General features: G+C 54.9%; 9 protein-coding genes. 1 reads left to right on the top strand and 8 read right to left on the bottom strand.

Going from position 1 to position 12,966, the window contains the following annotated elements:
- Positions 1-187: 187 nt before the first annotated feature.
- A complete protein-coding gene (locus LRR79_RS02670; protein ID WP_231758875.1) occupies positions 188-1,033 on the top strand; it encodes a hypothetical protein in 846 nt (281 codons plus the stop codon).
- A 142-nt stretch (positions 1,034-1,175) separates the two neighbouring features.
- On the opposite strand, the gene LRR79_RS02665 is transcribed toward LRR79_RS02670, so the two are convergent.
- From LRR79_RS02665 to LRR79_RS02630, 8 genes are all read right to left on the bottom strand, one after another.
- Complete coding sequence (locus tag LRR79_RS02665) at positions 1,176-1,565, bottom strand: polysaccharide lyase family 7 protein (RefSeq protein WP_231758874.1); 390 nt, start codon at positions 1,563-1,565, stop codon at positions 1,176-1,178.
- A gap of 353 nt (positions 1,566-1,918) precedes the next feature.
- Positions 1,919-3,787 (bottom strand): polysaccharide lyase family 7 protein, encoded by a 1,869-nt coding sequence (locus LRR79_RS02660; RefSeq protein WP_231758873.1) that lies wholly within the window; start codon positions 3,785-3,787, stop codon positions 1,919-1,921.
- A 200-nt stretch (positions 3,788-3,987) separates the two neighbouring features.
- Positions 3,988-6,861 carry a TonB-dependent receptor gene (locus tag LRR79_RS02655; protein ID WP_231758872.1) on the bottom strand — a complete coding sequence of 958 codons (2,874 nt, stop codon included), beginning with the start codon at positions 6,859-6,861 and terminating at the stop codon, positions 3,988-3,990.
- A 357-nt stretch (positions 6,862-7,218) separates the two neighbouring features.
- On the bottom strand, positions 7,219-8,175 hold the full coding sequence (locus LRR79_RS02650; RefSeq protein ID WP_231758871.1) for a sugar kinase: 957 nt from the start codon (positions 8,173-8,175) through the stop codon (positions 7,219-7,221).
- A gap of 48 nt (positions 8,176-8,223) precedes the next feature.
- Positions 8,224-8,973 (bottom strand): SDR family NAD(P)-dependent oxidoreductase, encoded by a 750-nt coding sequence (locus LRR79_RS02645; protein WP_043319803.1) that lies wholly within the window; start codon positions 8,971-8,973, stop codon positions 8,224-8,226.
- 61 nt (positions 8,974-9,034) lie between these two features.
- On the bottom strand, positions 9,035-10,330 hold the full coding sequence (locus tag LRR79_RS02640; RefSeq protein WP_231758870.1) for an MFS transporter: 1,296 nt from the start codon (positions 10,328-10,330) through the stop codon (positions 9,035-9,037).
- Positions 10,331-10,344: 14 nt separating this feature from the next.
- Positions 10,345-10,686 (bottom strand): cupin domain-containing protein, encoded by a 342-nt coding sequence (locus LRR79_RS02635; RefSeq protein ID WP_231758869.1) that lies wholly within the window; start codon positions 10,684-10,686, stop codon positions 10,345-10,347.
- Positions 10,687-10,702: 16 nt separating this feature from the next.
- The gene (locus tag LRR79_RS02630) at positions 10,703-12,946 is read right to left on the bottom strand and encodes a heparinase II/III domain-containing protein (RefSeq protein WP_231758868.1); all 2,244 of its coding nucleotides are present in this window, start codon (positions 12,944-12,946) and stop codon (positions 10,703-10,705) included.
- Positions 12,947-12,966: the final 20 nt, after the last annotated feature.

The raw sequence follows: 12,966 nt of genomic DNA, 5'->3' as shown, positions 1-12,966 counted from the left end.
GAGATTAGAGTGTCCGATTCCCGGTGGCAATAGGGCCGGAAAAATATTGGTCAGCGGTAACCCGGGGGAGCGGGTGATACCATAGGCGACCCGGGCAGGGGCCTCCCGAGTCGAGTCGGAAACGGGGGGCTTTTCAGTTCGCCAATGTTGCGATGAACGTCGCGAGAATTGTGACTAAGGATTACCAATGAAATATCTGCACTTGTTGCTGGGTGCCTACTTATTCTTTCAGGTACCAGCAAGCCAGGCAAAGAGTACCGACTGGATTCTGATTGACGATTTTGAGTCAGAAGATGCCGTGAACGCCTGGACATTGGTGGACACGAAAAATGAAACAGAACCCCGGGTAGAAAATCCTCAGATCACCATAAGACGTACGGAAACGATCAATGGCAAGGAAAACGCGTACCTGCTGAAAAAGCCCGCCGCTGAAGGCATCGTGGGCAATCGCAAGGCGCTCACGTTCAAGCGACTGCCTCGCGTGGTGGAAGTTGGTGAAGTCTACACTTTTTACACCCGCATTCAGGTGGAATCATTTCCCAACAATCACGCCTTCGGTATCAGCAATCTGGATGCTGAAGGCATAAAGCAGCACGACTACAACGCCTTCGAGCCCACCCTACGGGTCACCGACAAAACCGAATCTTCCGGCCTGGTAAACACCGGCACTTTAATGGTGAAAGTCGATGGTGGATACGAAAATATTGTCGATCCCGAAAGCGGCGCCGATGCCAAGCCGTTGCGCCCTGGCCAGTGGTATGAAATCTGGTACGTGGTGAATAATGCGCCGGCGTCGCTCGGTGGTCAAACGTACGACGTATTCGTAAGGGGTGGGGAGTTTACCCGGCAAACCCAGGTGTATCGCCTGGCAGATTTCCGCATGAAACGGGAAGCACCCCTGAGCCACTTTTTAATGAATTGCAATACCGGCCCTCGACGTGCGCCATACGGGAATGGCGGCCTGATGTATGACGATTTGTATATGAGCGCAGGGGTGAATTTATTTGATCCAAAAGTGGAACTAATCCAATGAGGAGCAATTAAAAACACTTATATGTATCGAAGAACTCAAGCAGAAGATACATATTTTCTGACCCGAATATTGAATATAGTGCCCGTCCAAATCTGAGACAGTGTCTCGTCTGTATGGTATCGGTATTCCTATAAGGCCGAACTTAGTGTTGATAGCCCATGTGACTATTCTCCAGCGCATAAAAAGTCGCCTGCACATAGTCACTGTCATCGCCGGTATTGTTCTGGTTGTACACCCCTGCCTTGAAATACTGGTACTGACTGGGATCGTCGTAGCCGCTGTCGGTCATATCGACGATCTGGACCACATCGTCTTTGCCTTCTCGCATTATGGTGACGGTGAGAGTGTTGCTTTCGACTTTGATTTCGTAGCTGAAGATTTCATCGAGGGCGATACCGTCTTCCGGATCCGGTGCGCTGCTTGAGCGGCTGCCGATGAGCTCATACCAGGTGTCGTCACCGCCAAGGAGTTCGTGGGCGATGTAGATTGCGCCTTTGCTGTTGTTGGGCAGCTTACGGTAGTAGAGGCGCAACGGTTCGTCGTCGTTGGCGTGGATCTGGCCGATGAGCTTGAAGAAGAGCCGGATAGGTGGTTGCTGTTGCTATCGTCGTCCGGTGCGGTTGCGTTTTCGCCGCAGCCGGTTAGGAATACGCTGAGTGTGAATATACACAGGAATTGCTTCGATACTGCGAGAAGTTTCCAGGTTGTCATTCAACAGGTGCCTCGAGGGTAGTTAAGAAAAATCGTTAGAATCAAAAAGCCCGGAGCGGCGGAGATGAAACGACACCGCTCCGGGAAGCTTCCGCTGAGTGACCCTTCCTAGAAACTACTATTGGGGGTAAGAGTCACCCGCATCACGCGCTTGGGGAAATAGTCATTCGGCAGTTAGTCGTGTGACTGCTCCAGGGCGTAGAAGGTCGCCTGTACATAGTCGCTGCCATTACCGGTGTTGTTCTGGTTGTACACGCCGGCTTTGAAGTACTGGTACTGATCGGATACGTCGTAACCACTGTTGCTCATATCCACTTCTTGCACCACGTCGTCTTTGCCATCGCGCATGATGGTGACGGTGAGGGTGTTGCCCACCACCTTGACTTCGTAGCTCCAGATTTCATCCAGGGCAATGCCGTCAGACGGGTTGGAGGCACTGCTGGAGCGGCTACCGATCATCTCGTACCAGCTGTCGCTGCCACCGTTGGGCTCGTGCGCGATGTACACAGAGCCTTTGCTGTTGCCCGGCAGTTTGCGGTAGTAGAGACGCAGGGGCTCGTCGTCATTGGCGTGGATCTGACCGACGATGACCCGTCCGACCTGGCCGCTGTCGCCGGTGGTGGTCACGTGATTGACTGCGAGAGTCGCACGCAGCACACCATCGACACCGCCTGCGGCGTTGCGTGCAGAGGAAGGCGCGGAGCCAAATACCCAGTTGTTTTCATTCACACCCTGGGTGGCGATGCTGGTGTCGCCGCGGCGCAACATCTCGCGCAGCTCGGTGCGGGTGTAGGAGGTGCCGGACGAGGTTTTGTACCCATCAATCGGGCAGCGGAATACCATGCCGCCATCGTCAGCGGTATAGAAGTAGCTGCTGTTGGCGTAGCCGCTGTTCAGCTCGTTTTCTTTAATGGAATCCGCCTTGCCGTCACCGTTGTTGTCGCTAGGGACACTCAGGTACCAGGCGCTTAGATCGAAGTTGCTGGCGGGAGGCAGATTCGGATCGAGGTTGCCACCGGAGCCAGAACTGCCAGAACCGGATCCACCGCTTGAACCACTACTCGAGCTGGAGGAGGAGCCGGATGATGAGCCACTGGAGCTGGAGCCGCCGCCATCTCCGCAGCCAATCACGTCCATTTCCAGCATGCTGTTCCAGTTGTTGGCGGTATTGCCGCTACCGGTAACCCGCACGTAGCGCGCGCTGGTATCGGTTACGTCGTAACTTTCCATATCTGTGCTATTACCACTGGATTGTCCGCCGGAAAGTACCGTGGTCCAGTTGCTGTTATCCGTGGAGGTTTCGACAGTGAACAAGCTGGATCGCTGATCCCCTTTGAACCAGGCGATATCCACACCCTCGACGGTTTTCACTGCACCGAGGTCCAGGGTGATCCATTTAATGCCCTGGGAAGACCAGCGGGACTCGTCGGCCAGGCTGCCATCAATTACGTTGCCCGGACCATGCCCGTCATTACTACCATCGTCACTGGCGGATGCTACCGGAAGATTGGATCCGGAGGTGCAGCTAGTGCCACCGGAAGATCCACCAGATGAGCTGCCAGAGGAGCTACCGGATGAGCCTCCCGAAGACGAACCACTGCCGAGGTTTTCCAGTGCAAAGGTATCGAAGCGACCTTCACTGCCGTTGTAGGTGCCGAATACGGTGATCGTGCTGGCGCTTCCGGAATGGAAGTCCACTTGCAACTGATCCCAGTCGCCGTTGCTGACACTGCTGTCGTAAGTAGTCCCGTCAACCACGGCGCCGATGGTGCCAGCACCGCTGATACGCGCTGTCAGGCGATAGTTGGTATTGGGGCTGACGGAAACCTGTTGTTCCACCTTGCCACCGCTACCGGAAATTTTTGCGGATTTACTGCCACTGTGGGCAACGCCAGAAATGGCGGAAGGGTCAGAGTCACTCCAGCTATCCCAGTCGCTTTCGAATCCGGGGTTTTGAATGGATGCGTTGGCACCGGCCATACAGACCGACAGTGCGGCGGCGCAACTGATTTTCATCGCTAAGGTTTTTTTACTGCTTTTCATTGAACCCTCTATATTTTTATTAGGTGCTCTAATGGCCTAGGGGCGCAGCGATACCGACTGCTGCTGTTTCTCTCTTTTTATATTCGTTGGAATTCTCGTCCACAGCGAAGCCGCCGTTGGTACGGTGTATTTTTGTTTAACTTGATATTTGGTAAGAGCAGGAAGGCCGGCGACGGAGCGCCGCCGGCCCTTGCGCCAGATTAGAACTTGGCGCGTACACCCAATACGAAGCGACGGTCGTTTTCCATAATCTGGAACGCGCTGCCGTTGGTACCGGTGTTGATGGTGGGTTCACCAGTGAGGTTTACAACATTGCCGATCACGGTAATGTTGTCGTTGATGTCGTAGCTGGCGGAAAGGTCCAGTTGCGCCAGGTCTTCACGGTAGTCGTTACCCAGAGTCGGGTCATCTTCCTGTGAAGCGCCGGCAAGTACCAGCTCACCCAGCGGCAGTACGCGCTTGGTTTCTTCGTTGTCGAGGAAACGGTCGCGGTAGGTGTATGCCAGGCGGATACCCAGGCCTTCATACTCGTAGTACAACTGAGTGTTGAAGGTGTTTTTGGAGATATCTTCCAGCGGGGTACCGTCGGGGTTTTCACTGTCCGCGTAGGTGTAGTTGGCGCTGATGCCCAGGCCGGACCAGCGGCCCGGCAGGAAGTCAAACGCCTGCTGGTAGCCCAGCTCGAGACCTTGGATCTTGCCGTTCTCACCATTGGTGATGAAGTCGGTCAGGATGCCCATCTCGGAGATCGGGGTGTTTTCGTTGGCGTACTGGATACCGTTCGCCTGCCACAGACAGATTTTGTCGTAGTCAGACACGTTGGTCTGAGTGCTGACAATCTCTGGCTGGTTTTCACACTCGTAGGTGCGGGTCAGGAAGGATTCCACGTCCTTGAAGAACAGGGTCGCGGAGACCATGTTGTTGTCCCAGTAATGCTCAGCGGCGATGTCGTACTGGGTTGCGCGGTACGGCTCCAGGTCCGGGTTACCGCGGCTGGCAGCAATATACGCATCGCGATAGTCATAAGCGGGGCTCAGCTGATTGAAGTCCGCACGACGCATTACCTTGGCCGCGGCGAAGCGCAGTTGGGTATCGTCAGTGAGGCCCCAGGTCACGTTCACGCTGGGTAGGAAGTCGTCATAGCTGCTGGTGTCGGAAACAATCTCACCATCCTGGTAGGCGCTGGAGCTGAGGTCGGTAGACACATAGCGGCCACCGACGATCGCACGCACATCCCCGAAGTCCAGTTCCGCCTGAATGTAGGCTGCGGCGGTATCTTCGTTGACTTCCGCGTAACCACCTTCCTGATATTCGAGGTTGTCGGCGAGGCTGCCGTTGATTTCCATGTTGGTACCGGCGAGCAGCTGCTTGACGATATCAAAAGTCGCCTGCTGATTTTGCAGCAGCTTGGCATCGTAGGCAGTGAATTTCGCCAGATCATAGGCGCCGGCGCGACCCGAGTGCTCGAAGGCATCGCCAGTGAAGTCGTAGTCGGTCATCGCATTGGGGAACTGTGCCGAAACATCTTCCATCCAGATGATGTCGGGATTGCCATCCGCATCGGTCAGGTCTTTAAAGATGTTGGTAATACGGAACTGCTCTTTGCTTTGCTCGTAATCGCGCGTGGTAACGCGTACGCCGGATTTGACCGCACTCACCCAGTTCAGTCCGAAGGGCTCGACGTACTCCACATCAAAACGGAAAGCGTCTTCGTTGTTTTTGATGTAGTCGCGGGTGTCTTCATAGCGACGGAACGCCTGATTCTGCTGATCGGTAAATACATAGCCGTCAGCAAAGTCCACCACCGGTGCACCGCTATCGTTCCCGCGGTAGGTTACCGGGATCAGCCACTTGTTTTCGCCCTCGGCGCCCTGACCTTCCAGGGAGCGATCAATACCGCGGTAGCGGAACTCGGAGAAGGGGATGTAGCTGTCGGATTCGGCGATGGAGTATTCACCGCTTACGGTCAATTTATCGGTGAAGTTCCACTCACCGCCAAAGGCGTGGCTGAAGGAATCGCTTTGGCGGAAGCTGGAACCGGTGGTCATCAGCGGCTGTACTTCATCGTACATGAAATTCTGCAGCTGCCCGTTTCCGTCTTCATAGGTTTCGCCAGGAATCACGGTCGGATCGTCGAGAATATGCAGCAGGGAGAAGGTCTCCTGTGCGCCGTCGCGCTCAACCATGTTCATATCCAGGTAGAACTGTCCCTGCTCGGAAGCGGGGGCCCACTGGAAGGCAAGGTTCAGAGCGGTGCGTTCGCGATCTTCGGTGCGTGGGTTGTAGGTGTGCTCGCGGGCGTACACATAGTTGCCGCTTGGTGTGTTCTGAGCCGGGCCCAGGCCTTCAACGGGACCTACCTGCAGCTGCACCAGAGATTCGTCGCGACGCAGGGTGCGGTCCTGATACGCCAGTGAGGCAATCACACCGAAGGTGCCGGCATCACCCAGGTCCCAGTTGTTACCCACACCGGAACTGATGATGGGGGCCCAGTTTTCTGCCTTGTCCGCATATTCGCCCTGCACCGATACGGCTGCCAGCGGCGCATTCAGATCCAGCGGACGTGCCATTTTCAGGCTGATGGTGCCGCCCAGGGCGCCTTCGGTCATTTCGGGGGTTGGTGATTTAACGACTTCCACTTTCTGCAGGAATGCAGCGGGGAAATCCTGGAAGTCGATACCGCTACGGCTGTCGCCGAGAACAGAGCGGCCATTCACTTCTACGCGGTTCTGGGTGAGACCGCGAATAGATACCGCAGAACCCACACCAAACTCACGGTTAATGGAAACCCCGGTTACACGTTGCAGCGCTTCGGCAATGTTATTGTCGGGGAGCTTACCGATATCTTCTGCAACCACCGCGTCGACAACACGGGCGTCGTCACGTTTGGCATCGGCGGCGGCTTCGAGACTGGCGCGAATACCCGTTACGGTAACTTCTTCCAGGGCGGCATCGTCAGCCTGGGCAAAAGTCATCGGGGTAAATGCCATAGCGGAGGCGGATAGCATCAGCACACTGAGGTCTCTCAGGGCGGTCTGCTTATCGAACTTCTTAAACTTCTTATAGTTATCCATCGAACAGTTTCCTCTCATTGTAAGAACGATTTTATTTTTATTAGCTCGCAGCATTGCGAGTTAAACGCGTTCCGGAAAACCTGTCAATAATATTGGTTACCGATATTGGTAAGATAGGTTGTTGCAAAACTCGATTAAATAATTGTTTTGTATGGGTTTTTCGGGTTTTTTCAGTGAGAAAATTTTTTTGAGGGAATTTTATTGTTTTAATAAACGACTCAACTATTACCCAGGGGTAAAACCAATTGGTTTGATAGGTCGGTATTTTATGAGGCTTGCGTAAAGCGGTTACCGTCGGACAGACAATAAAAAAGCGGCTTAATAGCCGCTTTTGGTCACCGAATCTGTCGGGATATTTTACGCATCCTGCAGAGTTTCGGGCATGGCACTTTGCGCAATGATGGCGCCGCGGTGCTGAATAACCGTACTGGCAAGTAAGTGACCGTTTTTTGCCGCAGTTTCAGGGTTGTCACCAGACAGGCGACTGGCCAGGTACCCGGCATTGAACGAGTCACCGGCCGCAGTGGTGTCTACCGGTACCACTTTATTCGCCGGCACAAGCTGTGGATCGCGGTTATGCTGAACCACGAGACAGCCGTCGCCGCCGAGTTTCAGCACGACTTCACCCACACCCCACTCCTGAAAACGTGCCAGTGCGGCATCAGTATCTTCATCCGCAAATAGCAACTGCTCGTCTTCAAAGGTCGGCAGGGCGATATCTGTCAACCGCAGTATCTGCTCGTAGGCTTTACGGGTCAGTGTTTCACTTCCCCATAGGCGAGGCCGGTAATTGCCATCGAAAATAACCTGCCCACCGCCCTGGCGGAACTCCGCCAGGAAATCGAACAGGCACTCGCGCCCATAGGGTGAGAGAATCGCCAGGGAAATCCCGGACAGATAAACCGCATCAAACTGCGCGAGCTGCGCGAACAGCTGCTTGGCAGCCTGCGGGCTATCCAGCAGGCGTTTTGCCGGGGCGCGGTCCCTCCAGTAATGGAAAGTTCGCTCACCGCTGGCATCGGTCTCGATCAGGTAAAGCCCGGGTGTTGCATTTGCCTCGCGCTTTACCAGATCACAGCCGATACCCTCTGCCTGCCATTGGCGGATCATCCAGTCACTCAGGTGATCATCACCCAGCGCTGTCACGTAATCGACACTGGCGCCGAGCCGGGACATATACAGTGCTGTATTCAATGTGTCGCCACCAAATGAGAGCCCCGCGTTCAGGCGGCGCTCACTGTGATGACTGCGACAATCGCTGTCCAGGTTCATTTCCAGCATACATTCGCCGATGACTGCTATGCGCTTGTGCATGGTTTCCGCCTATTTACCTCAAAGAGCTGAGTATCTGTGTCTTCTCCCTTAGGAGAAGAACAGGCCACCGTTGATGTCGATGTTGGTACCGGTAATGAAGGAAGCTTCATCAGAGGCCAGGTAAGCCACAGCGTCAGCCACTTCCGGAGCCTTACCTTCACGTTTCAGCGGGGTTGCGTTGGCAACGTTTGCGCGTACGGCATCTTTGGTAAAGGTATCGTGGAAGGTGGTGCTGATCATGCCCGGGCACAGAGAGTTGACGCGAATGTTTTTCGGGCCCAGCTCTTTTGCCATAGCGCGGGTGAAAGTCATGACCGCACCCTTGGAGGTGGCGTAGGCAGAAGCACCGGGGCCACCACCGTCGCGACCAGCCTGGGAGGCCAGGTTTACGATAGCGCCGCCGTCCATGTGCGGAACAACCGCTTTGGTCAGCAGGAAGGTGCTGTTCAGGTTCAGGGCGATGACTTTATTGAAGAAATCTTCATCCATTTCTTCGATGGTTTTGCGCTCTACCAGGCCGCCAGCAACGTTTACCAGCACGTCGATGGTTTTACCGTAAGCTTCCTGCGCCGCAGCGACGACGCTCTCAACGTCCGCCTGCTTGGTCATGTCACCCTTGGCGATGATGGCTTCGCCACCAGCGGCTTTGATTTCCGCCAGAGTTTCTTCGGCAGTCTGCGCATTGCTGAAGTAGTTCACCACAACTTTGGCGCCTTCTGCTGCCAGTTTCAGGGAAACCGCTTTACCGATGTCCCGCGCCCCACCGCTGACGATGGCTACTTTACCTTGAAGTTTCATAGTTACTCCTAACTGTAATTTTGAATTCCGACTTTTGATCGAAGGATTTTCTAAGTTTGATTTAGCTCGCTGCTTCAGCGAGTTGCTTCTTTTGCTGCTTGCTACGTACCGGTGCGATACGTCCCCCAACAAACAGAACTGAGATCAACATCAGCGGTACCAAAGAAGCACCGAGAATGAAGAAGGGCGGGTAATAGGTGCCATCGTTGGTAATGACCGGCACCAACTGGATAGCAGTAATCACGCTGATCACACCAACCGCGCCGCTGATACCGGCAAGGCTGGCAACGCTTTTGCCGGAGAAGTAGTCACTCGGCAGTGTCTGGATATTGTTGATCGCCGCCTGGAAGCCAAACAGGATCACGGTGATCAATGCCAATGCCGCGGCCGGTGTTGCCGCAACGGTGGTGGCGAGCAGTGCAGGCAGCATGCAGAGGCCGCCGAACAGCACGGCAAATTTGCGGGACTTGTTGACACTCCAGCCGCTGCTCATCAGCTTGCCAGACAACCACCCACCAAACAGTGCACCGGCGGCAGCTCCACAGTATGGAATCCAGGCAGATGCGCCAATTGCCTTTACGTCAAATCCGAATTTGTCGTTCAGGTACAGGGGCAGCCAGGCCACAAACAACCACCAGATCGGCTCGATGAAGAAACGTGCGGAGATTACGCTCCAGCTCTGGCGGTGGGACAGCAGCTCGCGCAGGGTAGGGACATATTCGTCTTCTTCTTTTTCTGGCGCAATCTGGCCAGACAGGATCAGTTCACGCTCTTCCGGGGTAATCCAGGGGTGAGCGTCCGGGCCGCTTTTGTAGATGATCAGCCAGGGCACCAGCCAGATAAAGCCGAGCAGGGCGATCACAATAAAGGTGGCCTGCCAACCCATAAAGGCATACAGGAAGGCAACCAGTGGCGGCGCGATGATGTTACCGGCCGAGGCCCCTGCACCGAAGATACCCTGAGCCAGAGCGCGCTCCTTGGCCGGGAACCACTCGGCGTTGGCCTTGGTGGCGCCGGGCCAGTTGCCCGCTTCACCGAAGCCCAACAGGGTACGGAAGATACTGAACGAGGTTACCGAGGTAGCCAGTGCGTGCAGCGCGATCGACACAGACCACACCACGATGGACAACATAAAGCCCAGGCGGGTACCAATGGCATCAAACACGCGTCCGAATACCGCCTGGCCAATGGCGTAGGCGATCAGGAACACGCTCATGATGTTGGCGTAATCGTGACTGTCCATACCCAGGTCTTCGGAAACCCCGGGCCACATGACCGACAGTGCGGTTCGGTCGATGTAGTTGATGATGGTGGCGAGTGCCACCAGGGACACAATGGTCCAGCGTAAGTTCTTCATTATTATTGTCCTGTTTAGTTTTCCAGAAAGTCTTCCCGGTAGGGACTGAAGGTATCGAGCAGCACTCCGGCCTTTTTACACACGGCGCCGTGTTCCAGGTGTGGCGCAATGTAAAAGCTGTCGCCAGCTTTCAGCAGCTTTTTACGGCCGTCTACCTGTACTTCAAACTCACCGCTCTCCACGTAGCTCACCTGGGTGTGCGGATGTTTGTGTACATAGCCGATACTGCCTTCCTCAAACCAAACGCGGACAATCATCAGATTGTCATCGTGGCCAAGAATCTGTCGCTTGATACCGCCGCCGAGATCCTCGACTTCGACATCCTGCGCTTGAACAAATGCATCAGTTGCGGGCATAGCGTGTTTGCCTTCCTCAATTTTTAATCTGAAAGAGTTTGGCGCGGCCGTTGAAAGAGTATTCACTGCCGTCGAATTCAAATCGGTTATATACCGAGTCGTCCACATCGCTATTGCGGTTGTACGCCAATAACTGTGTCGTGCCGTTTTTACCGCCGATTGCAATCAGCTCCAGGTCGCCAGTGCGTTGATGACGGAGGGCGCTGACCTGGCTTTCAGCCTTGAGGGTGAATTCCTTGGAGGGGTTGTATTCACCGTGGGGCTCAAGAACACTAATGAACGTGTGCTTGTCCGCATTGTCCCGCCGTGCAATGAAGCTTTTCTCAGCACGCAGATTAAAATTGGGATCGTTGGCGCCAAGCTCGGTAAATAGAAGTTCGGTATTACCGTCTACCAGACTGGACTGAGTGTAGAATCGGCCGTTATCGTTCAGCCAGGTGACCTGGGCCAGGCCAGTTGCCGGCTTTGCACTGGCTTTCAGCCACAGGTGCTGATAGCCGTTTTCTTTGCCCAGTGCTCGCAGGCTGTCGGTGTAGCCCTGAAGCTTGAAATTGGTATCCACAAGCTGGCCGTTGTAGTGCACCGGCAGGTCCAGCTGGTGTTTATTTCGGGACTCCACATCAAACACGTCGATGGCGAAGGTACTGCCGTTGTCTGGATTGTTGACCAGTGCGAGGGTGCGCTTGAGGGTAATACCCGGGTAGGCGGAATCGATTTCCGCAGCGCTGATCTTGACCTGATCATCCGCGTGGAAGAACAGCAGCTCCGGATGATTCCGGTTCGCTACTTGCAGGTTGTTATCGAAGTGGGAGGTCTCATCGACGACCACGGTATTGTGAGCAACGGTCTGTTTGGCCCAGGTCTCATTTTCTTCCAGGTAGCGGCCACCATTTTTGGCTTCCACATTCAGAAAACGGGCCGCACCATAATCGGTGACGATTTCCGCACCGCGATCGTAAAACTGCCAGGACAGTTTATCGAAGTGACCGTGCCCCATTCCCTGTGCGGCGGGCTTGAAGACCAGCGCCTGGTCGCCATTCACCTGTTGGCGCAGCACCACCAGTGCGCCTTCGTCGCCATCTTTACCATCGCGGAAGGCGAAAGATTTGAACTCGTAAGGTTGCTGTGCGCCGGCGTCCAAAGCCTGGGCCACCTTGAGGCCATCGCCAGTCAATAGAATCTGATCCTGACGGGCTGCGATATCCAGCAACTGCGGGTTGCCGGATTCGCCATAGGCAATGGTCACACCCAGTACCAGCTCCGACGTATCGATGCCCTTGCTCTTGATGGCATCGTTGATCGGGAAGAACAGATTGTTGTAGCTGAGCTGGATGGTGGTATCGATGGCTTTCATCACGATACCGTCGCGATAGTCAAAGATACCGCGCTCGGGCTCATTGTTTTCAATCGCTTTGGCAAAGGTGACGAAGGGCATAAGCGCGTAGCGCTGATAATAGGGACCTTCGTTATAGTAACCGTCCGGTGAAAACAGGGTACTCAGCTGACGAAGAAAGCCTCCCTTGCCGGACTTATCGAGGTCCAGCAGCGCCTGCTCCACCCACTCGGGTTCGTCCAGCACATAGCCGGCCATGCCCACACCAGCGGTAAGCCAGGTGCCGTGGTTGTGTACCTTATTGAATGTTTTGGGCGAATCCACCGAGAGAAACTTGGCGACCGGACGCAGAGCACCCTGTTCGATTTTCTGTGCTTCTGAATCTGAAAGTGCAGGGAGAATCAGGTCATAAGCCTGAATGGTATATACCAACCATACCGCTTCATTGAGGCTTTGCCAGAAGAGTTTTCCGGGGTTCTCCGCACCCGGACGGCGCTTTGGATGCAGGGGCAGCGTCGGGTACATATCCGCATAGGCGAGCAGCATGTCCCGTACGCGTTCCGCATATTTTGCATCCTGGGTGATCTGATACAGAACACCCGCGTTGTACATCAGCTGGTAATTCTTCTTGTGCTGTTCGTGGGTATAACCGCCCCCCGCATCCGCCGGTTGCGGTACCGCAATCGGTGCTTGCAGCGCACGATCTACCGCGGACTGTGTAGTGAGAAAGGCATTGCGGAAACGGCCCGGCTGCTCGATGGCGCCTTGCATTGCATCAATATCGGCGGCACTGATCACCAGGTTGGGGTGATCCGCTGCCGTTGCTGACAAGGGGTTGAATGCAAACGCTGCCGCAGACACACCCGCTACCAGTGCGACCCTGGCGGCTAGGGATTTACGCTGATTTTTTTGCAGATTGCCAAACATGGTTGTGTTACTTCTCTTGA

The sequence above is a fragment of the Microbulbifer elongatus genome (assembly GCF_021165935.1).
Taxonomy (GTDB): Bacteria; Pseudomonadota; Gammaproteobacteria; order Pseudomonadales; family Cellvibrionaceae; genus Microbulbifer; species Microbulbifer elongatus.
Note: the sequence above shows the minus strand (reverse complement) of the source record. Positions and strands in the feature narration are given on the sequence as shown.